This is a genomic window from Actinomadura sp. NEAU-AAG7 (assembly GCF_018603865.1).
Classification (GTDB): domain Bacteria; phylum Actinomycetota; class Actinomycetes; order Streptosporangiales; family Streptosporangiaceae; genus Spirillospora; species Spirillospora litoris.
On the sequence record NZ_JAHFZY010000006.1, the window covers coordinates 360,819 to 385,435 of the forward strand.

The 24,617-nt window shown below is 76.9% G+C and carries 19 protein-coding genes; 6 read left to right on the plus strand and 13 right to left on the minus strand.

Features of this window, described 5'->3' with window-relative positions:
- Window positions 1-33: 33 nt before the first annotated feature.
- The 3 genes from KLI87_RS28035 to KLI87_RS28045 all read right to left on the minus strand — a co-directional run bounded on the left by KLI87_RS28035 (window position 34) and on the right by KLI87_RS28045 (window position 3,070).
- The gene (locus KLI87_RS28035) at window positions 34-1,053 is read right to left on the minus strand and encodes an NAD-dependent epimerase/dehydratase family protein (protein WP_214619335.1); all 1,020 of its coding nucleotides are present in this window, start codon (window positions 1,051-1,053) and stop codon (window positions 34-36) included.
- A 138-nt stretch (window positions 1,054-1,191) separates the two neighbouring features.
- Window positions 1,192-2,007 carry an IclR family transcriptional regulator gene (locus KLI87_RS28040; RefSeq protein WP_173390755.1) on the minus strand — a complete coding sequence of 272 codons (816 nt, stop codon included), beginning with the start codon at window positions 2,005-2,007 and terminating at the stop codon, window positions 1,192-1,194.
- Between the two features lie 67 nt (window positions 2,008-2,074).
- A complete protein-coding gene (locus tag KLI87_RS28045) occupies window positions 2,075-3,070 on the minus strand; it encodes a YafY family protein (protein ID WP_308166244.1) in 996 nt (331 codons plus the stop codon).
- Window positions 3,071-3,133: 63 nt separating this feature from the next.
- On the opposite strand from KLI87_RS28045, the gene KLI87_RS28050 reads away from it, so the two are divergent.
- A complete protein-coding gene (locus tag KLI87_RS28050; RefSeq protein WP_214619336.1) occupies window positions 3,134-5,431 on the plus strand; it encodes an excinuclease ABC subunit UvrA in 2,298 nt (765 codons plus the stop codon).
- A gap of 10 nt (window positions 5,432-5,441) precedes the next feature.
- On the plus strand, window positions 5,442-6,224 hold the full coding sequence (locus KLI87_RS28055; protein WP_214619337.1) for an SDR family NAD(P)-dependent oxidoreductase: 783 nt from the start codon (window positions 5,442-5,444) through the stop codon (window positions 6,222-6,224).
- 63 nt (window positions 6,225-6,287) lie between these two features.
- Here KLI87_RS28055 and KLI87_RS28060 read toward each other — a convergent pair whose 3' ends face one another.
- The 8 genes from KLI87_RS28060 to KLI87_RS28095 form a co-directional block, all read right to left on the minus strand.
- A complete protein-coding gene (locus tag KLI87_RS28060) occupies window positions 6,288-6,587 on the minus strand; it encodes a 4a-hydroxytetrahydrobiopterin dehydratase (protein WP_214619338.1) in 300 nt (99 codons plus the stop codon).
- Between the two features lie 40 nt (window positions 6,588-6,627).
- Complete coding sequence (locus tag KLI87_RS28065; RefSeq protein ID WP_308166246.1) at window positions 6,628-8,550, minus strand: glycosyltransferase family 39 protein; 1,923 nt, start codon at window positions 8,548-8,550, stop codon at window positions 6,628-6,630.
- A complete protein-coding gene (locus tag KLI87_RS28070; protein ID WP_214619340.1) occupies window positions 8,547-10,571 on the minus strand; it encodes a glycosyltransferase family 39 protein in 2,025 nt (674 codons plus the stop codon). Before KLI87_RS28070 ends, KLI87_RS28065 begins: the two co-directional genes overlap by 4 nt.
- The gene (locus KLI87_RS28075) at window positions 10,568-11,884 is read right to left on the minus strand and encodes a bifunctional glycosyltransferase family 2/GtrA family protein (protein ID WP_214619341.1); all 1,317 of its coding nucleotides are present in this window, start codon (window positions 11,882-11,884) and stop codon (window positions 10,568-10,570) included. Before KLI87_RS28075 ends, KLI87_RS28070 begins: the two co-directional genes overlap by 4 nt.
- A gap of 68 nt (window positions 11,885-11,952) precedes the next feature.
- Complete coding sequence (locus KLI87_RS28080; protein ID WP_308166248.1) at window positions 11,953-13,398, minus strand: HAMP domain-containing sensor histidine kinase; 1,446 nt, start codon at window positions 13,396-13,398, stop codon at window positions 11,953-11,955.
- A 26-nt stretch (window positions 13,399-13,424) separates the two neighbouring features.
- Window positions 13,425-14,144, minus strand: coding sequence for a response regulator transcription factor (locus KLI87_RS28085; RefSeq protein ID WP_246249729.1), 720 nt, complete (start codon window positions 14,142-14,144; stop codon window positions 13,425-13,427).
- Window positions 14,145-14,229: 85 nt separating this feature from the next.
- Window positions 14,230-15,597 (minus strand): hypothetical protein, encoded by a 1,368-nt coding sequence (locus KLI87_RS28090; protein WP_214619342.1) that lies wholly within the window; start codon window positions 15,595-15,597, stop codon window positions 14,230-14,232.
- A 43-nt stretch (window positions 15,598-15,640) separates the two neighbouring features.
- On the minus strand, window positions 15,641-16,660 hold the full coding sequence (locus KLI87_RS28095) for a hypothetical protein (protein ID WP_214619343.1): 1,020 nt from the start codon (window positions 16,658-16,660) through the stop codon (window positions 15,641-15,643).
- 275 nt (window positions 16,661-16,935) lie between these two features.
- Between KLI87_RS28095 and rsgA the strand changes: the two genes are divergently transcribed.
- The gene (rsgA, locus tag KLI87_RS28100) at window positions 16,936-18,027 is read left to right on the plus strand and encodes a ribosome small subunit-dependent GTPase A (RefSeq protein WP_156216569.1); all 1,092 of its coding nucleotides are present in this window, start codon (window positions 16,936-16,938) and stop codon (window positions 18,025-18,027) included.
- A 71-nt stretch (window positions 18,028-18,098) separates the two neighbouring features.
- Here the strand turns inward: rsgA and KLI87_RS28105 are convergent, their stop codons facing one another.
- Together KLI87_RS28105 and KLI87_RS28110 are read right to left on the minus strand one after the other, a co-directional pair.
- A complete protein-coding gene (locus KLI87_RS28105) occupies window positions 18,099-18,935 on the minus strand; it encodes an ABC transporter permease (RefSeq protein ID WP_156216567.1) in 837 nt (278 codons plus the stop codon).
- Window positions 18,932-19,966, minus strand: a complete 1,035-nt coding sequence (locus KLI87_RS28110; RefSeq protein WP_214619344.1) for an ATP-binding cassette domain-containing protein — start codon at window positions 19,964-19,966, stop codon at window positions 18,932-18,934. The genes KLI87_RS28105 and KLI87_RS28110 overlap by 4 nt, the downstream gene beginning before the upstream one ends.
- 126 nt (window positions 19,967-20,092) lie before the next feature.
- Here KLI87_RS28110 and KLI87_RS41170 point away from each other — a divergent pair, with 126 nt between their 5' ends.
- From KLI87_RS41170 to KLI87_RS28125, 3 genes are all read left to right on the plus strand, one after another.
- Window positions 20,093-20,815, plus strand: coding sequence for a TetR/AcrR family transcriptional regulator (locus KLI87_RS41170; RefSeq protein WP_214619345.1), 723 nt, complete (start codon window positions 20,093-20,095; stop codon window positions 20,813-20,815).
- Window positions 20,816-20,823: 8 nt separating this feature from the next.
- Window positions 20,824-23,556: an AAA family ATPase gene (locus KLI87_RS28120; protein WP_214619346.1), complete on the plus strand. Its 2,733-nt coding sequence runs from the start codon at window positions 20,824-20,826 to the stop codon at window positions 23,554-23,556.
- A 110-nt stretch (window positions 23,557-23,666) separates the two neighbouring features.
- Entirely contained in the window at window positions 23,667-24,584 is a 918-nt protein-coding gene (locus KLI87_RS28125) for an NADP-dependent oxidoreductase (RefSeq protein WP_214619347.1), read from the plus strand.
- The last annotated feature ends 33 nt before the right edge of the window (window positions 24,585-24,617 follow it).

Here is a 24,617-nt window from a genome sequence, read left to right on the forward strand (position 1 = left end):
TTGACGCTACTTTCGGTGACATCGGAACGACCCTTACGAACTCGTGACGGGCTGCCGCGCGAACTCCGCGACCCCGTCCGCGAACGCCACCGCCGCGCCGAACCCCAGCTCGTCGCGCGCGCGGTCGGGCCGCGCCACGATGTGCCGCACGTCCCCCAGCCGGTAGCCGCCGGTCACCCGCGGCGCCGGGCCGCCCAGCGCGCCCGCCAGCGCCGCCGCCATCTCCCCGACCGTGCGGGGCCCGCCGCTGGCGATGTTGTAGGCGCGCGCCCCGCCCGGCGCCGCCTCCGCGAGCCGCTCCAGCGCCAGCACGTTCGCGCGGGCGACGTCGCGGACGTGCACGAAGTCGCGGCGCTGCGCCCCGTCCTCGAACACCAGCGGCGCCTCCCCCGCCAGCAGCCGCGACCGGAACAGCGCCGCGACGCCCGCGTAGGGGGTGTCGCGCGGCATCCGCGGCCCGTACACGTTGTGGTACCGCAGCGACGCCACCGACCCGCCCGCCATCCGCGCCCACGACGCCGCCAGATGCTCCTGCGCGAGCTTGGTGTCGGCGTAGACGTTGCGGGGGTCGGGCGGCGTCTCCTCACCGACCGCTCCCGCCTGGAGGGCGCTCCCGCACACCGGGCACGGCGGCTCGAACCGCCCCGCCCGCAGCGCCTCCTCCGGCCGCGGCCCGGGCCGGACCCGCCCGTGCCTGCGGCAGGCGTAGGCCCCCTCCCCGTACACCACCATCGAGGACGCCAGCACCAGCGTCCGCACCCCCGCGCGGGCCATCTCCGCCAGCAGCACCGCCGTCCCCTGCACGTTCGCCGAGGTGTAGGCGGGCAGGTCGGAGGCGTCCACGCCGAGGCCCACCATGGCCGCCTGGTGGCACACCGCGTCCACCCCCGCCAGCCGCCGCGCGACCACGGCGGCGTCGCGGACGTCGCCCGGCGCGTCCCCGAGCCCGTCGGGCCGGAGGTCCAGGCCCCGGACCCGGTGCCCCGAGGCGGCCAGCGCCTCGGCGATGTGCGAACCGATGAAACCGGCCGACCCGGTGAGCAGTACATCCATGCCGACGAAACTAGGACGCGGCGCCCCCGCGCGGCGGCCCTGGACGGCCCGGCGGCGCTCCTTGTTCGAACCTTGTAAGAACTCCGCCCGCGCGATGGCATGCGAGCGACCCGCCCCTCAGGCGACCCGCATGCGGCCTCAGGCGCCGGGCAGGTGCCGGTGCAGCGCGGTCAGGCGGCCCGCCGCCGCCAGCACCGCCTCGGCCAGGCCGGGCATGCGGTCCGGGCCGAAACGCACCGCCGGGCCCTGCAGCGCCACCGCCGCGAACGCCCGGCCCGCCCCGTCGCGCACCGGCGCCGCGACCGCGCGGACCCCGATGAGGCGCTCCTCCTCGTTGACCGCGTAGCCGCGCTCGCGGACGCGCGCCAGATCCTCCTCCAGCGCCGCGCGGGTCGTGAGGGTCGCGGGGGTGTAGCGGCGGTAGGGCTCCTCCATCGCCACGCCCCCCTCGGCCCCGCCGGCGTCGCCGGCCCCGTCGGCGAACGCCAGCAGCGCCTTGCCCATCGCGCACCCGTGGATGGGGTTGCGGGCCCCCGGCGGCTGGTCGTAGCGCAGCGGATGCGTCGAGGGCAGGTGCAGCAGGACCGCGACCTCGTCGCCCACCCGCACGCCCAGGCTGACCGCCTCGCCCGTCCCGTCCCGCAGCGCGGTCAGCTCCGGCTGGAGCAGCGTGGTGCCCATCCGCTCCAGCGCCAGCCGCCCGAGGATCGCGGTGGTCGGGCCGAGGAAGTACCGCTCGGTCTGGGCGTCCCGGCCGAGCATCCCCGTGTCGTACAGGGCCCGGACGATCCGGTGCGCGGTGCTGACCGACAGGCCGAGCCGGTGCGCGACCTCCGTCGGCGTCTGCCGCGCCGCGCCCTCGAAGGACCGCAGCACCGCGACGGCACGGTCCACCGACTGCGTTCCCGGCGTGGGCCGCCCCGCCGCCCCGCGCGCGTCGATCTCCTCGGTCACGGCTCCCATCCTCGCACCGGAACGCGCCACGGCCGCCGCAGGGGCCGCCACCCGCCCGCCGCCGGCGTCACCCGCCGGACGCGCGGAGCAGGCGACGCCCCAGGTCGGCGAGGCGCGCGGCCAGCTCCGGCGGCTCCCGCACCTCGAACTCCAGGTCCAGGAACGCGACGCGCAGCGCCGTCCACTCCAGCGAGTCGGGCTCGGTGCGCAGGAGGCAGGTGCGCTCGTCGACGGCCTCGACCTCCGCGCCGCTCACCCGGAACCGGTCGATCAGCTCCTCGGCCGGGGCGTGCACCACCAGCACCGCCCGCCGGACGGGACGGTCCCCCGCCCGCGACCGCGTCACGAACGCGGCCGCGTCGGGGGCGGGCAGCTCGCGCGGCGGGCACCGCACCCCCGTCCCGCGCGGATCGCCCATCCGGTCGACGCGGAACGTCCGCCACCCCTCGCGCCCGGTGTCCCACGCGACCAGGTACCAGCGGCGCCCCGCCGACACCAGCCCGTAGGGCTCCACCAGCCGGGCCGAGGCGGTGTCGTCGCGGTCGCGGTACCCGAACCGCAGCCGCTCGCGGTCCCGGCACGCGGCGGCCAGCACCGTCAGCGTCGCGGGCTCCACCACCGGGCCGGCGGGCGGCCCGGTCAGCGGCGTCGTCGCCGCGTGCAGCGCGTTCACCCGGCGCCGCAGCCGCTCGGGCAGCACCTGCTCCAGCTTCGCCAGGGCCCGCACGGAGGACTCCTCGATCCCCGCGATCGCGCCCCCGGCCGCGCCGCGCAGCCCCACCGCGATCGCCAGGGCCTCCTCGTCGTCCAGCAGCAGCGGCGGCATCGCGGTGCCCGCCTCCAGCCGGTAGCCGCCCGCGGCGCCGAGCGTGGCCAGCACCGGGTAGCCGAGGGCGCGCAGGCGCTCCACGTCCCGGCGGACGGTGCGGGCGCTCACCCCGAGCCGCTCCCGCAGCTCCGGGCCCGTCCACTCCCGCCGCGCCTGGAGCAGCGACAGCAGGTGCAGCAGCCGAGCGGAAGCGGTGCCCGTGGTGGTAGCGGAAGCGGAGGTGGTGTCGGTCACGCTCACCAGTATGGCGGACAATGCGGCCAGAACCTGACCTCATTGGCTCCTAGCCTGGGCCGCATGAGCGCAGGCAGCATCGTGATCACCGGGGCCCGGCAGAACAACCTCAAGGACGTCTCGCTGCGGATCCCCAAGGAGCGGATCGTCGTGTTCACCGGTGTGTCCGGATCGGGCAAGTCCTCGATGGTGTTCGGCACCGTCGCCGTGGAGGCGCAGCGGCAGCTCAACGAGACCTACACCTGGTTCGTCCGCGACCGGCTGCCCAAGCACGAGCGGCCCGACGCCGACGCCATCGAGCACCTCGCCCCCGCCGTCATCGTCGACCAGCGGCCCATCGGCGGCAACGCCCGCTCCACCGTCGGCACCATCAGCGAGATCCACGCCGTCCTGCGGGTGCTGTTCTCCCGGCACGGCACCCCCTCCGCCGGGGAGGCCGCCGCCTACTCCTTCAACGACCCGCAGGGCATGTGCCCCGACTGCGAGGGCCTCGGCACGGTCGTCCGCCTCGACCTGGACGCCTTCCTCGACACCGACCGGACCCTCAACGAGGGCGCGGTGAACTTCCCGCCGTTCGCCGTCGGGACGTTCGTGTGGCAGCTCTACGCCGAGTCCGGGCTGTTCGACCCCGACAAGCCGCTCCGCGACTTCACCCCCGAGGAATGGGACACGCTCCTGCACGGCAAGGGGTTCCGCGTCCGCCGCCGCAACCGCACCGGGTCCCTCGGCCACAACGCCTACGAGGGCCTGGCCGAGCGGTTCGAACGCCTCTACATCCGGCGCGACCTGAACACCCTCACCGGCCGCACCCGCGAGGCCGCCCGCAGGGTCACCCGCGCGCTGCCCTGCCCCGCGTGCGGCGGCGCGCGGCTCAACCCGGCCGCGCTCGCCTCCAGGATCGACGGGCGCACCATCGCCGACCTCGCCCGCATGGAGGTCGCCGACCTCGCCCGGACGCTCACCGAGATCACCGACCCGGTCGCCGCGCGGGTCGCCGAGGCCGCGACCACCCGGCTGCGGCGGCTGGAGGACATCGGCCTCGGCTACCTCACCCTGGACCGCGAGACCCGCACGCTGTCGGGCGGCGAGGCGCAGCGGCTCAAGGTCGTCCGGCACCTGGGGTCCAGCCTCACCGGCCTGACCTACATCTTCGACGAGCCCAGCGCCGGCATGCACCCCCGCGACGTCGACCGGCTCAACGGCCTGCTGGCGCGGCTGCGCGACAAGGGCAACACGGTGCTGGTCGTCGAGCACGACCCCGACGTCATCCGCGTCGCCGACCACGTCGTCGACATGGGGCCCGGCGCCGGCGCCCACGGCGGCCGGGTCGTGTTCGCCGGCACCGTCGCGGACCTGCGCGCCGCCGACACCGTCACCGGGCGCCACCTGCGCGGCGCCGCGCCCGTCAAGGCCGCCTTCCGGGCCCCCGCCGGGTGGCTGACCGTCGAGCGCGCCCGCACCCACAACCTGCGGGACGTCACCGCCCGGTTCCCCACCGGTGTGCTCACCGCCGTCACCGGCGTCGCGGGATCGGGCAAGAGCACCCTCGTGATGAAGGAGTTCGCCGCCCGCCACGACGGCGCCGTCGTCGTCGACCAGGGCGCGATCGCCGCGTCCCGCCGCTCCAGCCCCCTCACCCACCTCGGCGTCATGGACACCGTCCGCCGCCTGTTCGCCAAGGCCACCGGCGCCGACCCGGGCCTGTTCAGCCACAACTCCAAGGGCGCCTGCCCCGCCTGCGACGGCCACGGCCTCATCGTCACCGACCTGGCGTTCATGGACCCCGTCACCACCACCTGCGAGACCTGCCGCGGCACCCGCTACCGCCCCGAGGCCCTCGCCCACACGCTCCGCGGCGCGACGATCGTCGATGTCCTGGCGATGACCGCCGAGCAGGCCCTGGACTTCTTCGCCGGCGACGCGCCGGACGGCGCCGTCGCGGCGCGGCTGCGCGCCCTCGTCGAGGTCGGGCTGCCCTACCTCGCCCTCGGGCGGCCCCTCACCACCCTGTCCGGCGGCGAACGGCAGCGCCTCAAGCTCGCCGCCCACCTGCACCGCACCGGCGCCGTCTACGTCCTGGACGAGCCCACCACCGGGCTGCACCCCGCCGACACCGGCACGCTCCTGGCCCTCCTGGACCGGCTCGTGGACGCCGGCAACACCGTCATCGTCGTCGAACACGACCTGGACGTCGTCAAGCACGCCGACTGGGTCCTCGACCTCGGCCCCGGCGGCGGCCGGCACGGCGGCCGGGTCGTGTTCGCCGGCACCCCCGCCGCGCTGCTGGCCGACCCGGACTCGGTCACCGCCGCGTTCCTGCGCCGCGACCTGGCCGAACGCGCCCACCGGCCCGCGCCGTAGGCTCACCGCCATGGATCATGACACCGCCTACCTGACCGGGCTGTTCGCGCTGGAGGGCCGGGTCGCGGTCGTGACCGGCGGCAGCTCGGGCATCGGGCGCGCGATCGCCGAGGCCCTCGCCAGGTGCGGCGCGTCCGTCGTGCTCGTCGCGCGCCGCGAGGACGAGCTGGCCGCCACCGCCGCCGCCCTGGAGTCCCACGGCCGCCGTGCCGCCTGGGTCAGCGCCGACCTGGGCTCGCGCGAGGCCGTCCACCGCGCCGCCGAGGAGGCCGCCGCCGCGTTCGGGGAGCCCGACATCCTCGTCAACGCCGCCGGGATCAACCTGCGCCCCCCGATGGACGACCTCACCCCGCGGGACTGGGACACCACCATGGCCGTCAACCTCGACGCCCCGTTCCTGCTCGGCCAGCGCTTCGCCCCCGGCATGGCCGGACGCGGCTACGGGCGGCTCATCCACATCGCCTCCCAGCAGGCGTTCCGCGCGTCCTTCACCAGCGGCGCCTACGGCGTGTCCAAGGCCGGCCTCGTCGCGCTCGCCCGCTCCCAGGCCGAGGCGTGGTCGGGACGCGGCGTCACCGCCAACACCCTCGTCCCCGGGTTCGTGATGACGCCGCTGAACCGCCGCCTCGCCGACGACCCCGGCCGCGTGAAGGAGCTCGCCGCGCGCACCCTGACGGGCCGCAACGGCCTCGCCGAGGACTTCGCCGGCGCGGCGGTGTTCCTCGCCGGCCCCTCCTCCGGCTACGTCACCGGGCAGGCGGTCTTCGTGGACGGCGGCTTCTCCGCCCACTGACCCGCCCACCGACCCGCCCTCCGAGCCGGCCTCCGAGCCGGCCCGCGGCCACCGTGCGGGGGGCTACTCCGCGCCGTGCTCGCCCGCCAGCCGGTCGATCACGGCGGCCAGGTCGAAGTCGCGGGCGGTGAGGCCGCCCGCGCTGTGCGTGGTGAGCGCGAACCGCACCGTCCGCCACCGGATGTCGATGTCGGGATGGTGGTCCGCGTCCTCGGCGGCGCGGGCCACGGCCCCGACCAGGTCGATCCCGGCCAGGAACGAGGGGGCCCGCACCTCCCTGCTGATCTCCTCGCCGTCCCGCGTCCAGGCGGGCAGCGCGCGCAACCGGTCGGCGACGGCGGCGCCGTCGAGCGTGTCGGCCATCGGTCACTCCCGTGTCGTCGGCGACTACCCCGCGAGTACATCACGCCGCCCCCGGTGACAGGTCGTACAGGGTGACGCCGTCGACGGTGGACGGCCTGAACCGCGCCGCGACCCACGCGGCGATCCGCCGCCCCTCGGCGCTGCCGCTGCGCGCCTGGCCGCCCATGATGCCGACCCGCGTGTCCACGACGAAGTAGTGGATCCGCCTCTCCCGGACGAGCCGCTGGAACCCCGCCAGCGTCGGCGCCGGATCGGTCCCGTTGAAGCCGCCGACCGCCATCACCGGCCTGCGCGCGGCGAGCTGGTAGCCGGCGGCGGGATAGGACCCGACCGTCGCCGCGACCCAGGTGTAGGACGCGGCGTCCGCGGTGAGCGCGGCGGTCACCGCGGCGCTCGGCTTCTTCGTGAGGAGCGCCATCGTCGGCCGCTCGCCCTCCGGGGCGCCCCGGAGGCCGGGCGGGGGCCCGGCGCGCCCGCCCGGCGGCGGCGCGAGGGACCGCCCGCCGGGCCCGGGCGGCCCGGGCGGCCCGGCGCCGCGTCCGGAGCCGTGCCCCGGGCCCGACCCGCCCGACGTCCGCGGCCCGGCGGTCACGACCACGCCCGTGTGCGGCGTGCGGACGGTGTCGGCCGCGTACGCGGCCGGGCCCGCCAGGCACGCCGCGACGGCCAGGGCCACCGCGCCCGCGAGGACACGCTCCCGCAGCAGCCGCGCCGCCGCCAGCCCCGCCGCCGCGACCAGCCCGGCCACCAGCACCGCCGGGCCGAGCCACGGGTTCCACCCCTGCGCGCGGCCGAGCAGCACCGACGACCACACCGACGTCACCGCGACCACCGCCGCCAGCGCCGCCGCGCCGGCCGCCGTCCGGCGCCGCTCCCACACCACCGCCGCGCCCATGCCCACCAGCGCCGCGATCGCCGGGGCCAGCGCCACCGTGTAGTACTCGTGGAAGATCCCCCGCATCGCGCTGAACACCGCGGCGGTCACCACCAGCCACCCGCCCCACAGCGCGAACGCGGCCCGCGCCGGGTCGGTCCGCGGCGCCCGGCGCGTCGTCCACAGGCCCGCCGCCAGCAGGACGAGCGCCGCCGGCAGCAGCCAGGACACCTGACCGCCGATCACCGGCCCGAACATCCGGTCCCACCCGGCGTCCTGGTCGAGGTTGCCGAGCCCGCCCGTCTCCTCGCCGTTCAGCCGCCCCAGGCCGTTGTAGCCGAGCGTGAGCTCCAGCACCGAGTTGTGCTGTGTCCCGCCGACATAGGGCCGCGAGGACGCCGGCACCAGCGCGACCGCCGCCACCCACCACCCCGCCGACACCAGCAGCGCGGCGCCGGCCAGCACCGACTGCCACAGCCGCCGCCGCGGCGGCGTGGGCGCGGTCGCCGCGTAGACCAGCGCGAACACCGGCACCACCAGGAACGCCTGAAGCATCTTGGCCAGGAACCCCGTCCCCACGCACCACGCCGCGAACACCAGCCACCGCGTCTGCGCGCCCTCCTGCGCGCGGAGCATCCCGTACGCGCCGAGCGTCAGCAGCAGCACCAGCAGCGCGTCGGGATTGTTGAAGCGGAACATCAGCGCCGCCACCGGTGTGAGCGCCAGCGCCGTCCCGGCCAGCAGCGCCGCCCACTCCGGGAACCGGCGCCGGACGGCCGCGTACAGCGTCCCGACCGTCGCCATCCCCATCAGCGCCTGCGGGACCAGGACGCTCCAGGAGCTCAACCCGAAGATCCGCGCGGACAGCGCCATCGGCCACAGCGCCCCCGGCGCCTTGTCGACCGTGATCGCCCCGGCCGAGTCCGACGCGCCGAAGAAGAACGCCTTCCAGCTCGTCGCGCCCGCCTGGACCGCCGCCGAGTAGAACGGGTTGGCCCACCCGGACTCGCCCAGCCCCCACAGGTAGAGCGCGCCCGTCCCCGCCAGCAGCACCAGCAGCGACGGCGGCACCCGCCGCAGGGCCCTCACGAGGACCCCAGCCGGTAGAGCCGCACGCCCGGCGTCCCGGACCCCGGCGGGCCGCCGTACTCGCCGGGGTCGACCGGCGCCCCGGTCTTCACGACCCACGCGGTGACCTCGGCGGAGCCCAGGTCGGGCAGCACGCCGCCGCCGCCGACGAGCACGTACCGCAGCTTCCCCTCCTCCACGTAGCGCCGCAGCCTCGCGACGGTCATCGCGGGGTCGCGCCCGGTGAAGCCGCCCATCGCGATGACCGGACGCCCCGTCCGCAGGATGATCGAGGACGCCTCCAGCGCGCTCGGCACCGCGACCAGCCACAGCGCCGTGCCCTGGTTCCGCTCCAGGTAACCGGTCATCCCCGCGGAGACACCGCCGCCCGGCCCACCAGGACCCCCGGGGCCGCCAGGGAACATCCCTCCCCGAGGACGCGTGAAACCCTCCGGACCCCGCCCCGGCGGCGCGCCGCCCGGCGCGCCGCGCCCGATCGGACCGCCCACCGGTATGCCGCCGCGGCCCTCCCGGACCGGCCCGGCCAGCGGGTTGGCGCCGTTCGTCCGGCTCGACGCGGCCGACACCGCGAACGCGGCCGGCCCCGCCAACCCCGCCGCCAGCGCGGACACCAGCCCCGCGACGATCGCCCGCAGGCCCGCGCGGCGGCTCGCGCGCCCCGCCACCAGGCCCGCGACCGCGAGGACCGCCGCCGCCGCGACCGTCCACCGCAGCCACGGATGCCACGACGGCGTCCGGCCCAGCAGCACCAGCGCCCACGCCCCGGTGACCGCGATCCCCGCCGGAAGCGCCCACGCCCACGCCGCCGACCTCCGGTGCGCCCTGAACAGCAGGACGCCGCCACCGCCGACCAGGGCGGCGATCGCCGGGGCCAGCGCCGTGGAGTAGTACGGATGGAACAGCCCCCGCGCGAAGGAGAACACGACGAAGTGGACGGCCAGCCAGCCGCCCCACAGCAGCAGCGCGGCCCGCTCCGGGTCCGTGCGGGGCCGCCCGCGCAGCAGCACCAGCCCGGCCGCGCACGCCAGCACCGCCAGCGGGATCAGCCACGAGATCTGCCCGCCCGACAGATCGTCGAACAGCCGTCCCGCGCCGGGCTCGCCCCCGAACGCCGCACCCGCCCCGGCCCGGCCGCCGGCGCGTTCGCTGTCGGCGCCGAAGACCCGGCCGAGGCCGTTGTAGCCGACGATCAGGTCCCACATCGTGCCGTCGCCGCTGCCGCCCACGAACGGACGGCGGCCCGCCGGGACCGCGTCCACGACCAGCGTCCACCACAGGCTCGCCGCCGCCAGCACCGCGCCCGCCCCCGCCAGATCGGCGACCCGGCGCAGCGCCCCGGCCCGACCCGCCACCAGGTACGCCAGCGCGAACGCGGGCACGACCAGGAACGCCTGCAGCATCTTGGTGTTGAACCCGCAGCCGACCAGGAACGCCGCCAGCAGCAGGAACCGGACGCGCCCGCCCTCGGCCGCGCGCTGGCACGCCCACGCCGCCGACACCAGCAGCAGCATCAGCAGCGTGTCGGGATTGTTGTCGCGGTTGATGGCGACGGTGATCGGCGTCAACGTCAGCACCGCCGCCGCCAAGACCGCCGCCGCCGGGCCGAACGCCCGCCGCACCGTCGTGTACAGCACGGCGACCGTCGCGACGCCCTCCAGCAGTTGCGGGAGCAGCAGGCTCCACGTCCCGAAGCCCATGACCCGCGCGAACAGGCCCATCACCCACAGCGCCATCGGCGGCTTGTCGACGGTGATGAACGACCCGGAGTCCAGCGACCCGAAGAAGAACGCCTTCCAGCTCTGCGTGCCGCTCCGGACGGCCGCCGAGTAGTAGGAGTTGGCATAGCCCGCCTTCGACAGCCCCCACCCGTACAGGACGGCCGCCGCGACGAGCAGCGCCCACAACGCGGGACGCGCCCAACGCGGATCCTCCGGCGGCCCGAACGCCAGCCGCCGGAGCCGGCGCGCCCCCTCCGGGCCGGCCTCCCCGGACGCGACGGCGGGGTTCTGGATGGTGGTCATGACGGTGTCCCCCCGGACTCCTCGGCGGCGGTCGCGTGGACCTCGGACGGGCCGTGCGCGCGCACGCGGCGCGGATGGAAGATCCACGCCCGCATGAGCAGGAACCGCACCAGCGTCGCCACCGCGTTGGCGGCGACCAGCGCGGCGACCTCGACGGCACGGGACGCGCCGGGCGCGGCGGCGTGCAGCGCCGCCAGCCCGCCCGTGCTCAGCACCAGGCCCAGCAGGAACGCCAGCCCGCCCTCCATCTGCTGCCGGAACGCCCGCTCGGAGCCGGTCACCCCGAACGTGAAGCGCCGGTTGGCGGCGGTGTTGCCGACCGTGGTGACCACCAGCGACAGCGCGTTCGCCCACAGCGGCCCCAGCACCGTCCGGAGCAGCACGAACAGGACGAGCTGCGCGGCGGTGCTGATCACCCCGATGACGGCGAACGCGGGCAGCTGCCGCGCCATCCCGGCGGGCAGCTCGGCGCGGGCGCCCTCCGGACCGGCGCCGCCGGGCCGCGTGCGGCCGCCGACCGGGGCGCGGAACGCGCCGGTCAGCATCCGCCGCGCGACCCGGGCCATCCCGCGCAGGTCGTCGCGGGCGGTGCGCAGGACGTCGACGCGGCTGTCGGGGTCGTCCACCCAGTCGACCGGCACCTCGTGGATGCGCAGCCCGTTGCGCTCGGCGAGCAGCAGCAGTTCGGTGTCGAAGAACCACTCCTCGTCCTCGACCGACGGCAGCAGCGCCTGGACGACCTCGGTGCGGGCCGCCTTGAAGCCGCACTGCGCGTCGCTGAACCGCGCGGCCAGCGCCGTCCGCAGCAGCAGGTTGTAGCAGCGGGAGATCACCTCCCGGCGCGGCCCGCGCACGACCGCCGAGCCGCGGGTGAGGCGGCTGCCGATCGCCAGGTCGCTGTGCCCCGACAGCAGCGGCGCCACCAGCGGCAGGAACGCGTCCAGGTCCGTGGACAGGTCCACGTCCATGTAGGCGACGACGTCGGCGTCGCTGGTGCTCCACACGTGCCGCAGCGCGCGGCCGCGCCCCTTGAGCTCCAGCCGCGTCGCGTGGACGTGCGGGAGCCGCGCCGCCAGATCCACGGCGGCCCGCCACGTCGCGTCGGTGCTGGCGTTGTCGGCGACCGTGATCCGGAACGGATAGGGGAACGTGCTGGTCAGATAGGCGTGGAGGCGTTCGACGCTGGCCGCCAGTACGCGCTCCTCGTTGTAGACGGGGATCACCACCTCGACCAGGCGGCCCCGCCTGCCGCCGTTCGGCGAAGGCGGGGGCGGCCCGGCGGGCGTGCCCCGTTCGGTGACGACGTGATTCATGCGACCGACGCTCACCGGCCGGTGTGGGAACCCCCTGAGCCGTCCATGAGGGGCCGATGAGAAAACCGTCAGGCGGGCCGGCGGGGCGTGCCCGGGAGCCGGACGCGGGCGAGGGTCCCGCCGCCGTCCGCCGGTTCCAGCACGACCTTCCCGCCGCACTCGCACACCACCCGCGCGACGATCGACAGGCCCAGCCCCGACCCGGGCAGGCTCCGCGCGGACGGCGAACGCCAGAACCTCTCGAACACGTGCGGGAGGTCCTCGGCGGGGATGCCGGGGCCCCGGTCGCGGACGGTCAGCTCACCGCGCCGCAGCAGCACCGTCACGGTCTCGCCCGGCGGGCTGAACTTGATGGCGTTGTCGAGCAGGTTGACCACCGCGCGCTCCAGCGACCCCGGATCACCGGCCACGTGCCACGGTGTCGTGAACGCCTCGATCACCAGGCCGGGGCCGCGCGGGCGGGCGCGCTCCACCGCGCGGTCGACGACCTCGTGCAGCGCGACCGCCGCGCGCACCGGCTCCGCCTCGTCGGGGCGGGCCAGCTCCAGCAGGTCGCCGACCAGGCTGGACAGCTCCACCATCTGCGCCTTCACGCTCGCGAGCATCTCGCGGCGCGTGCCGGCGGGCAGGTCCCGGCCCGCCGCGTCCGCGCGCAGCAGCAGGTCGATGTTGGTGCGCAGGCTCGTCAGCGGCGTGCGCAGCTCGTGCCCCGCGTCGGCGATCAGCCGCCACTGCCGCTCGCGGGACGCGGCCAGCGCGCCGGTCATGCTGTTGAACGACAGGCTCAGCCGCGCGATCTCGTCCGTGCCGTCCACGGGGATGCGGGTGCCGAGGTCCTCGGTGCGGGCGATGTACTCGACCGCGCCGGTCAGATCCTCCACCGGGCGCAGCGCCGTGCGCGCCGTCAGCAACCCCGCCCCCGCCGACACCAGCACCCCCAGCGCCGTCACCGCCACCAGCAGCACCGCGAGGTCGCCGAGCGGGTCCTCCACCTCGTTGAGCGAGAGCGCGAACGACACCGCGAACGTCTCCCCGTCGCCCATGCGCATCGACCGGGTCAGCACCCGCACGCGCGCCCGGCCGCCGGAGGCGGCCACGCCCGCCCCGTCGTGGACGACGCGGTCCCGCTCGCCCCGGGCGACCTCCGCGTCGGCGTGGGTGACCCCGAGCGACCCCGCTCCGGGCAACGTGCACCCCTGCCCCCGCGCGTTCACCACCTGCGTCATCGCCAGCGTGCCGGGCAGCCGGGACTGGGCGCCGGCGCCCTGGGCCTCCGGGCGGCAGGACTTCAGCGCCTGGGCGAGGTCCTGCTGGAGCAACTGCCGGAACCGCTGCCGGCGCGGCGGCAGCCCGCCCTGCGGAGCGGACGGCGGCCCGCTCATCGCGCCGAGCCTGTCGTCGAGCTGGTCGTAGAGCCGGTCGCGGGTCAGGTACCAGCTCGCGGTCGCGCACGCGGCGACGGCGAGCGCCACCGCGACCGCGGTCAGCAGCGCCATCCGCGTCCGCAGCGTCACCCGGCCCGCCCACGGCGGCCGCCGGATCAAGGGGAGGCCGCCGACCGCAGCACGTACCCGACGCCCCGGACGGTGTGGACGAGCCGCGGTAACCCGCCTGCCTCCGTCTTGCGCCGCAGGTACATCACGTACACGTCCAGGGAGTTGGAGGTCGGCTCGAAGTCGAAGCCCCACACCGCCTCCAGGATCTGCTCGCGCGTCAGGACCTGCCTCGGGTGCGAGAGGAGCAGCTCCAGCAGCATGTGCTCGGTGCGGGTCAGCTCCAGTGCCCGCCCCGCGCGGGTGACCTCGCGGGTGAGGGTGTCCATCCGCAGGTCGTCGAAGGACAGGACGCTGTCGCGGCGGGGCTCGGCGGCCATCGCGCCCCGGCGCAGCAGCGCCCGGACGCGCGCCAGCAGCTCGTCCAGCTCGAAGGGCTTGGCGAGGTAGTCGTCGGCCCCCGCGTCCAGGCCGGTGACGCGGTCGCCGATCATGTCGCGGGCCGTCAGCATCAGCACCGGCGTCGTGGCGCCCAGCGCGCGCAGCCGCCGGCAGGTGGTCAGCCCGTCCAGCCGCGGCATCAGGATGTCCAGGACGATCAGGTCGAGGCGCTCGCGCCCGACCCGCTCCAGCGCCGCCGCCCCGTCGGCGGCCTCGGCGACCGCGTACCCCTCGAACGCCAGGCTGTGCGACAGCGACTCCCGGACCGCCGGCTCGTCGTCCACCACCAGTATCCGCGGGGCGTCCATCCGTGTGCCAACCTCCATGCGCTCACGGTAAGCACCGCCGGTGCCGGGCCCGGCCGCCCGCCGGGGTTTCTCACACCCCTCTCAGGAACTTCTGAGACGGGCCTCAGCCGGCGCGCTCCTCCCGGTCCTCGTCCCCGGAGGCCGGTAGTGCGATCGCGGCCCGTCCGGGGGCGGGCGCGTTCATCAGCGTGACGGTGGCGCGGGCGGCGCGCGCGAACAGGTCGGCGAAGGCGTCGGTGACGCCCGCGTCCGCCGCCCCCGCGTCCGCCGCGTCCGCCACGTTCGCGTCGGAAACGTCGGTGGCGGAAACGTCGGTGTCAGGGACGTCGGTGTCCGCGACGACCGTCGCCGTGGTCACGGTCGCGGCGGCCCAGGGCGGCACGGGGGCGCCGGGCGCGGGACGGGTCGCGGTGACCCACGTGGTCTTCATGACGTCGACGACCACCTCCCGCGCGACGTCGAACATCAGGTCGCGCAGCGCGTCCTTCATCGCCAGCCGCAGCGCCTCGCGCATCAGCTCGGCCATCACCGCCTCGATGGCGACGGCGGCGGTCCGGGTGGCCAGCCGCAGCGCCAGCCCCCCGGCGGTGCGGGCGACGGCGCTGCCCGCGGCGGCGGCGACCAGGTCGCCCGCCGACCGCGCGGCCCCGCTCCCGGCGGCGCGCGCGGCGAGATCGGCGACGGCGGAGGTCAGCGGCGTCAGCTCGGCGGCCTCGGCGGCGTCGCGGGCCCGGTCGCGCACCGTCGCGGCCAGGTCGCGGGCGGCCTCCCACGCCGCCTGCCGGACGACCCGGACGATCACGTCGCGGCCCACGTCGAGCGCGACCTCGACCGCGACGTCGGCGACCGCGTCGACGGCGGTGTCGGCGACGATCCTGGTGGCGGCCTGCACGACCGGCGCGGAGACGGTGCGGCCCGCCACGTCCCGCGCGGTGGCGGAGGCGGCGCGGGCGAGCGGGCTGCGGACGGCCAGCCGCCGCGCGGCCTCCGCCATCGAGGCGGCCACCGGGTGCTGCACGGCCTGCTCGGCCAGCGTCATCGCGGTGGCGGTGACCTCGAAGGCGGTGCCGGTGACCGGGTTGGACCCGGCGACCGCGCGGGCCTCCAGCACGGCCTTCTCCGCCGCCGACGTCGCGATCTTGACGGCGGCCTCGCGGGCGGCGCGCTCCACCACCCGCATCGCGGGCGTGCCCGACAGCTGCTCGACGAACCGCGTCGCGGCCAGCCCGGCGGCGTCGCGCGCGGCCCGCCGGACCGGCTCGCTCACGCTCCCCGCGACCCGCGCGGCGCCCGCCGCCGCGGGCGCGAGGCCCTCGAAGATCTCCTCCATGCGCTCGGCCGCCGCCCGGTCGATCCTGGCGGCCGCGCCGGGCCCGCCCGCGCCGTCCACGCCCGGCCTGCCTTCACCGGGCTCGGCCGGGACGTCCCCGCTCAGCCGCTCGGCCTTCTCGTCCACGACCACGCCCCTCACACGGTCCGATCCCTTAAATCACCATAACCGCCCGCCGCGCGGATCAGCGCCCGCAGGAGCGGCAGGCGGCGCGGGTCCGGCGCGCGTAGGCGAGCGCCGCGACCGCCATCCCGGCGCCCCAGACCGCGTAGGCGGGGACGGCGACCCAGAAGAACGTCTCGGGCAGTGCCATGCCGTCCTGCGGCGGGAACGGGTTGCGGCCGTGCAGCCGCTCCCAGACCATCTGCGCCAGCATCAGCCCGAAGTACACCGAGATCGCGCCCGAGATCGCGGTGCCCGGCCACAGCACGAGGCGGCGCGGGACGCCGCGTCCGGCCAGGCGCGGCACCCACCGCGGCCACACCCGCCCGAACCGGTGCACGAGCGCCGCCGGCAGCAGCGTCCCGCCGAGCACGAACCCGATCTCGAACAGCACCGCCGACGGCCCCGAGCTCATCGGGGAGTCCCCGAACCCGACGGCGGCCTGCGCGGCGATCCGCACCATGCACCCCGCGACGCTCAGGTACGCGGCCCAGAACGCCCAGGCGGGCGTGCGCGCCAGCGGGCCGGGCGCCGTGTCGGCCCGCCCGCAGGACGCGCACCCCGACCGGGTGCGCCGCGCGTGGGAGCGGGCGACCGCGCCGACCAGCAGCCCGCCGCCGACGCACGCGGCGCGGCTCAGCGCGCCCAGCGGGTAGAAGCGGACACCGAGACCGGGCAGGACGCCGCCGATGACGTCCAGGAGCAGCAGCGCGCCGGAGGCGACGAGCGCGGCCGCGATCGCCGACGCCGCCACCAGCAGCACCCGGCGCGGTACGCGCGGCAGCCGCGCGGCCCCAGGCGCCAGGAACGCCGCGAGGACCAGCGCCGCCGCCCCGCACAGCGCCACGCTCGCCCAGCCGGTGAAGGCGACCAGGTCGGTCTCGATCGGCGAAAGCCGGCTGCGGGCGGGCATGTGCCCCGATTCCCAGTAGACGCGGAGGGCGCCGTAGGCGGCGACCCAGCCGAGCGCGATGGCGGGCAGGCGGCGGCGCCACGCCGCCCGCGTGGACGGGGTGATCCGTTTGCCGAGGGTGATGACCATGACCCCGATCCTGGGCGCCGGACCTGGGGCGGGGCCTCCCCGGCGCGGGCCAACCCCCTCCCCCGCCCGGGGGAGATAACCGGTGGCCGGGCGGCGCGCCGCCGGTTATCCTGGCGGCGGAACGAGATCGGAGGTGGGGTCCATGGCCGTCGACGCGGTCGCTGCTGCCCGCAGCACTCTGCCCGTCCCCACCTTCCGGGCTACCGGCTGACCCTCGCCGCCTTATTGTCGCGGCGTTCCCGCCGGGGTCCCCTTCACGCAAGGGTTCCGATCCGTTGTCCTTCCACACCACTGAGCCGTCCCCTCTCGCCGCCTACGGCTGGGACGAGGCTCTGGAAGCCGAATTCACCTCCTACCGCGCCGCCGGGCTCGTGCCGGCGCGCGTCGTCGCCGTCGACCGCGGCAGCTGCGACGTGATCACCGAGTCCGGGCCGGCGCGCGCCGGGACGCGGCCGGTCGCCTCGCCCGACCCCGCGGCCGGGCCGTGCACCGGCGACTGGGCGGCGCTGCGCCCCGGCGACCAGCCGGAGCTGGCGCACCTGCTGCCGCGCCGGACGGCGATCGTCCGCTCCACGGTGTCGCGCGAGGCGCGCGGGCAGGTCCTGGCCGCCAACGTCGACACCGTCGCGATCGCCGTGTCCCTCACCGACCACCTCGCCCTCGGCCGCGTCGAGCGGCTGCTGGCCCTGGCCTGGGAGAGCGGCGCCCGGCCGGTCGTCGTGCTCACCAAGGCCGACGCCCTGCCCGGCGGCACCGCCGAGCAGGAGGCCGAGGTGGCCGCCGCCGCGCCCGGCGTCGACGTCGTCGCGTGCAGCGCCACCACCGGCGCCGGCGTGGACGCGGTCGCGGCGCTGCTGGGCGGCACGGTCGTGCTGGTCGGCCCGTCCGGCGCGGGCAAGTCCACCCTCGGCAACGCCCTGCTGGGCGCCGACCCCGAGACCGGCGCGCTGGAGACCGGCGCCGTCCGGGAGCGGGACGGCAAGGGCCGCCACACCACCGTCCGCCGCGACCTGCTGCCGATGCCGGGCGGCGGCGTCCTCATCGACACCCCCGGCCTGCGGCGCGTCGGGCTGTGGGACGCCGCCGAGGGCCTCCAGCAGACCTTCGCCGAGATCCAGGAGCTCGCGGAGGGCTGCCGGTTCGGCGACTGCGCCCACGAGAGCGAACCGGGCTGCGCGGTCCTGGCCGCCGTCGAGGACGGCGTCCTGCCCTCCCGCCGCCTGGACAGCTACCGCAAGCTCATGCGCGAGAACGCCTGGATGGCCGCGCGCGGCGACGCCCGCCTGCGCGCCGAGCAGCGCAACCAGTGGAAGACGATCTCCAAGGCGCAGCGGCGGATGTACAAGGAGAGGGGAAGGGACCGGTGAGCACGCCCGCGTGACCTGTGAGGCGCGGTCTCCGGCGGCCACCCGCCGCCGGAGACCGCGTCCCCGGCCGCTCAGCGTCCCCGGCGCTGGTAGGTGCGGACCGACAGCGGCATGAACACCGCCAGCAGCGCCACCGACCAGAGCACCGACGCCAGGACCGGGTGCGCGACCGGCCACGCGGGGTCGCCGGCGGGTGCGCCGGGGTTGCCGAACAGCTGCCGGCACGCGGCGGTGAGGGCGCTGACCGGGTTCCAGTCGGCGATCGCCTGGAGCGCGGCCGGCATCCCGCCGGTCGGCACGAACGAGTTGGACACCATCGTCACCGGGAACACCAGCGGGATCAGCTGGTCGGCGGTCTGCTCGTTGCGGACCATGAGCCCGAGGTAGCAGCCCGCCCAGCCGAGCGCGTACCGCATCAGCGCCAGCAGCAGGAACGCCTCCGCCGTCGGCACGATCCCGCGGTGGGCGCGCCAGCCGACCAGCAGCCCCGCCGCCGCCATGATCACCATGGCGAGGACGCCGCTGAGGATATCGGCGCCGGTCTGCCCGAACGGCACCGCCGAACGCGCCATCGGCATCGAGCGGAACCGGTCCATCACCCCGCGGGAGGCGTCGGTGGCGACCCGCATCGTGACGGCCATCGTCGAGGTGAAGGTCACCATCGCGAACAGGCCCGGCATCAGGTACTCGCGGTAGTTCCCGCCGCCGGGGACGGAGATCGCGCTGCCGAACACGTAGCCGAACAGCACCACCATGATCGCGGGGAAGATCAGCGCGGCGACCAGCTCGCCCGGCTCCTGGCGGATGCGGCCCACCTCGCGGCCGACCAGCGTCAGCCCGTCCGTCAGCGTCCAGCGCAGCCGTCCCGACCACGAGGGCGGGGGTGCGGGAAGAACGGGAGCGGTCATCGGACGGCCTCCTTCCGCCGCGCGCCGGCGGCCTCCCGCTCGGACCCGGACTCGTGCCCGGACCCCCCGCCCGGGTCGGCCTCCCCGGCGGCCGCCTCGGCGGGACGGCCGGTGAGGCGCAGGAACACCTCGTCCAGGGTGGGGCGGCGCAGCGCGACGTCCCCGACGGCGACGCCCGCGCGGTCCAGTTCGCGGACGGCGTCGGCGAGCCGGACCGTCCCGCGCGTGAGGGCGGCCGACAGCCGGTCGCCCTCCAGTTCGGGGTAGGCGCCGGACAGGCGGTGCAGGACGGCGGCGGCCCCCGGCGCCGACTCCGGGTCCTCCAGCACGACGTCGAGCCGGTCGCCGATCGAGGACTTCAGCTCGTCGGGGGTCCCGGTGGCGATGACCCGCCCGTGGTCGACGACCGCGATGTCGTCGGCGAGCCGGTCCGCCTCGTCCAGGTACTGGGTGGTCAGCAGGACGGTGGTGCCGTCGGCCACCAGCCCCCGGACCGCGTCCCAGATCTCGCCCCGGCTGCGCGGGTCCAGGCCCGTGGTCGGCTCGTCCAGGAACAGCACCTGCGGCCGCAGGATGAGGCTCGCGATCAGGTCGAGGCGGCGCCGCATGCCGCCGGAGTACCCCGCGACCTGCCGGTCGGCGGCGTCGGTGAGCCCGAACCGCTCCAGCAGCTCGTCCGCGCGGGCGCGGGCGTCGCGGCGGGACAGGTGATAGAGGCGCCCGAACATCCGCAGGTTCCCGCGCCCGGTGAGCTTCTCGTCGACGGCGGCGTACTGGCCCGCCAGCCCGATCCGGGCGCGCACCCGGTCGGGCTCGGCGGCGACGTCGTGCCCGGCGACGCGCGCGCGGCCCGAGTCGGCGTCGGCGAGCGTCGCGAGGATCCTGACGGCCGTCGTCTTCCCCGCGCCGTTCGGTCCGAGCACCCCGCACACGGTCCCGGCGGGGACGGCGAGATCCAGGCCGTCCAGTGCCTGGGTGGCGCCGAAGCGCTTGCGCAGCGCCTCGGCGACCACGATCGGTTCGTCCGCCATCAGATCCTCCATCGAGTACGACGTACGCATCGGACGAGGCCAGGGTATGCAGATGCTTACGATGTACGCAAACTAGAATCTGCTGGAGGCGGGCCGCGCGGGCCCCGCGGAGGGCGAGGAGGCGCCGTGTCGGACGGCGAGCACGTCAGCATCTGGACGATCCCGGAACGGCAGGGCCGGGGCCGGCGCCCGGCCTACAGCCGCGCCCAGATCACCGAGGCCGCCGTGCGGATCGCCGACGCCGAGGGGCTGGACGCGGCGTCCATGCGGCGCATCGCCGCCGACCTCGGCACCGGCGCGATGTCGCTGTACCGGTACGTGCCGAGCCGCGAGGGCCTCGTCGAGCTGATGTACGACCACGTCGTCGGCGAGCAGGACTTCCCCGGCCGCCCCACCGGCGACTGGCGCGCCGACCTGACCCTCGTCGCGCGCAACACCCGCCGGATGCTGCTGCGCCACCCCTGGGCGCTCGCGGCGCGCAGCCCGCGCGGCACCCTCGGCCCGCACCAGCTCCGGCTGGTGGAGTTCTCCCTCGGCGCCCTCGACGTCGGCGTCCCGGTCGATGAGATCCTGACGCTGGTCTCGATGCTGAACGGCTGGGTCGAGCTGGCCGTGCGCGAGGAGATGCAGGGCGAGCTGGACCTCAGGCGCAGCGGCCTGACGAACGACGAGTGGATGATCAAAAACCTCCCGCACGTGCGGTCGCTGATCGAGAGCGGCGAGTACCCGATGTTCAGCCGCGTCGTCGTGGACGCGAAGCTCCCCCACATGGCCCCCGAGGAGTCCTTCCGGTACAGGCTCGACCGCGTCCTGGACTGCATCGCCGCGGCCCTGCCCGGCCCGGCCTGACCGGCGCCGTGCTGAGGGGGCGCGAGGAGGAGCGGGCCGCGATCGCCCGGCTCGCCGCCGGGGCGCGCGAGGGGCGCGGCGGCGCCCTGGTGCTGCGCGGCGAGGCGGGCATCGGCAAGACCGCGCTGCTGGACGCGGCGGCCGACCCGCGCGACGCCCAGGGTCTGCGCGTCCTCCGGGCCACCGGGGTCGAGGCCGAGGCGGCGCTGCCGTTCGCGGCGTTGCAGATGCTGCTGCACCCCGTCCTGCCGGGCGTGGACGCGCTCCCGGACGCGCAGGCGCGGGCGCTGCGGGCCGCGCTGGGCCTGGCCGGCCCGGGCGGATCCGACCCCGCCGACCGGTTCCTCACCGGGCTGTCGGTGCTGACCCTGCTGTCGGAGCTGGCCGCGGATCGTCCCGTGCTGTGCCTGGTCGACGACGCGCACTGGCTCGACCCCGCCTCCGCCGACGCGCTGGCGTTCACCGCCCGCCGCCTCGGCGCCGAGGCCGTGGCGCTGGTGTTCGCCGCCCGCGACGGCTTCGCGGCCCCCGGCCTGCCCGAGCTCGCCCTGGACGGCCTGGACCGCGCCGACGCCGCCGCGCTCCTCGCCGACCACGCCCCCGACCTCGCCGGGGACGTCCGCGACCGGGTCGTGCGGGAGGCGGCGGGCAACCCGCTCGCGCTGCTGGAGCTGCCCGCCGGGCTCAGCGCGGGCGAGCGCGCCGGACACGCCGCTCCCCCGCCCGCGCTGCCGCTCACCGGCCGCGTCCGCGACGCCTTCGCCGCCCGCATCGAGGAGCTGCCCGAACGGGCGCGGCTCGTGCTGTCGATCGCCGCCGCCGAGGGCACCGGCGAGCTGGCCACGGTCCTGCACGCCGCGCGGACGCTCGGCGCTGGCCCCGGCGACCTGGACGCCGCCGAACGCGCCGGGCTGCTGCGCCTCACCACCGGCCGCGTCGCGTTCCGGCACCCGCTGGTCCGCGCCGCCGCCTACCAGCGCATGCGGCTGACCACCCGGCTGGCCGTGCACGGCGCGCTCGCCGAGGCGTCCGAGGGCGCCCGCCGCGCCCTGCACCGCGCCGCCGCCGCGCCCGAGCCCGACGAGAGCGTCGCCGCCGAGCTGGAACGGTCCGCCGACGGCGCCCGGGGACGCGGCGCGCCCGCCGCCGCCGCGTCGCTCTACGAGCACGCCGCCCGGCTCAGCCCGGCCGCGGGCGACCGGACGCGGCGCCTGGCCCGCGCCGCGCAGTCGGCGATCACCGAGGGCGGCACCGACCGCGCCGCCGCCCTCGCCGACCAGGCCCTGCGCGCCGGCGGGCCCGCGCCCGGCGCGCGGCGGCTCGCCGAACTCGCGATGGTCCGCGCCACCGCCGACTTCGAACGCGGCACGCCCGCCGGGGCCGCGCGGTACCTGGCCGACAGCGCCGTCCCGGTCGCCGCCGACGACCCCGACCTGGCGCTGACGCTGCTGGTGATGGCGGCGGGCAACGCGTGGTCGGCGGGCGAGGACGGCGAGGTCCGCCGCGCCGCCGCGCTGGCCGCGAAACTCGGCGCCGCCGTGGTCGGGACGTGCGTCACGCTCGCGAGCGGCCGGACCGCCTCGGTCGCCGCCGCGCTCGTCGGGCTCGGCCGCCTGGCCGGCGACGACGCCGCGTCCGGCGTCCCGCTGCTGCGGCGGGTCGTCACGGACGCGCGCGCCGACCCGCCCGGCAGCCTCATCGCCCGGCTGCTCGTGCTGTCGGCGGCGCGGCTGACCGGCGACGACCCCGCCGCGGCCGAACTGGCCGCCGCCGAGGCCGCGCACGTCAGGCGGCACGGCCTCGCCGGCGCGCTGCCCGTGACGCTCCAGGCCCTCGCGCAGACCCAGGCCGACGCGGGCCTGCACCGCGACGCCGCCGCGACCCTCGACGAGGCGCTCCGGTTCGCCCGCGAGACCGGCCAGCGGCACCGCGAGGGACGGCTCGCCGCCCTCGCCGCCCGGATCGCCGCGATCGAGGGCGACCTGACGCGGTGCCGCGACCTGGCCGCCGAGGCCGCCGGGTCGGTCGCCGAGGCGGACGCGGCCGGCGCCTGCGCCCTCGGGCTCCTGCACCTCGGCCTCGGCCGGAACGAGGAGGCGCTCCGCGTCCTGACCGGCGCCGCGACCGGGCCCGCCCGCCGCACCGCCGCCGTCGTGTTCGCGGCGGCCGACCTCGCCGAGGCCGCCGCGCGGGCCGGTGACCGCGCCCGCGCCGAGGACGCCCGCGCGCGCTTCACCGCGTGGGCGGACGCCGCCGGGCAGCCCTGGGCGTCGGCGGTGGCGCTGCGCTGCCGGGCCCTCCTCGACCCCTCCGACGCGGCGTTCGAGGCCGCGACCCGCCTGCACGAGGAAGGCGGGCGGCCCTTCGAGCACGCCCGCACCGGCCTGCTCCACGGCGAGTGGCTGCGCCGCGAACGGCGCCGCTCGGACGCGCGCGTCCCGCTCCGCGCCGCGCTCGCCGCCTTCGAGCGGCTCGGCGCCGCGCCCTGGGCCGACCGGGCCCGCGCCGAACTGCGCGCCACCGGCGAGACCGCGCCCGGCGGGCGGGAGGCGGGCGGGGACCCGCTGGCCCGGCTCACCCCGCAGGAGCTCCAGATCGTCCGGCTCGCCGCGTCCGGGGCGGGCAACCGCGACATCGCCGCGCAGCTGTTCCTCAGCCACCGCACCGTGGAGTACCACCTCTACAAGGCCTATCCCAAGCTCGGCGTCACCTCGCGCACCGAACTGGCCCGCTTCGCCTGACCCCGCCGGGGCGGCCGTTCCGTGGCGACTACGGTGACGCCACGGATTCGGCCCCGCGCCTCCGCCTCCTAGCGTCGGAGCCATTGGCAGGACCGATCAGGGAGCACGCGATGAGCAGAGTGATCGTCTTCGATGAGCCGGGCGGGCCGGAGGTCCTGCGCGTGGCGCAGGTGCCCGAGCCGGCCCCGGGGCCCGGCCAGGTGCGGGTCAGGGTGAAGGCGGCCGGGGTCCAGCCGTTCGACGTCGCGGTCGTCGAGGGCTGGGTGCCCGCCGGCGCGGACGCCGCCTACCCGCGCACGGTCGGCAACGAGTTCGCCGGTGTCGTCGACCGGGTCGGCGCGGGGGTGACGGACGTCGCCGTCGGCGACGAGGTGCTCGGCTTCACGCTGGCCGGCGCCTACCGCGAGCACCTGGTGATCCCCGCCGAGCAGGTCACCCCCAAGCCGCCGGCGATGCCGTGGGAGGTCGCAGGCGGGTTCACCGCCCCGGCGCAGACCGCCTACAACTCGCTGGAGGAGCTGGGGGTCGGCTCGGGCGACACGCTCCTGGTGCACGGCGCGGCGGGCGCGGTCGGCACCGTCGCGGTACAGCTCGGACGGCTGTGGGGCGCCACCGTCATCGGCGCCGCACGCGCGGCCCAGCACGACTACGTCCGGTCGCTGGGCGCCGCGCCCGTCGACTACGGCGAGGGGTTCGTCGAGCGGGTCCGCGCCCTGGCGCCGGACGGGAAGGTCACCGCCGCGCTGGACGGCGTCGGCGGCGCCGCCCTGGACGCGACGCTGGAGCTGGTCGAGGACCGCGCCCGGATCATCACCCTGTACGACCACGACCGGGCGGCGGCGCTCGGCGTCCGGCTGTCCCCCGCGCGCCGCACCGCCGCGCGGCTGGCCGAGATGGCCGGGCTGTACGCGCGGGGCGACCTGAAGTGGCACGTCCGGGAGACGTTCCCGCTGGAGCGGGCCGCCGACGCGCACCGCTCCTACAAGGCGGGCGGCATCCGCGGCAAGATCGTCCTCACCGTGGACTGACCGGCCCCGGAGGACGGGCGGCAGGAACCGCCC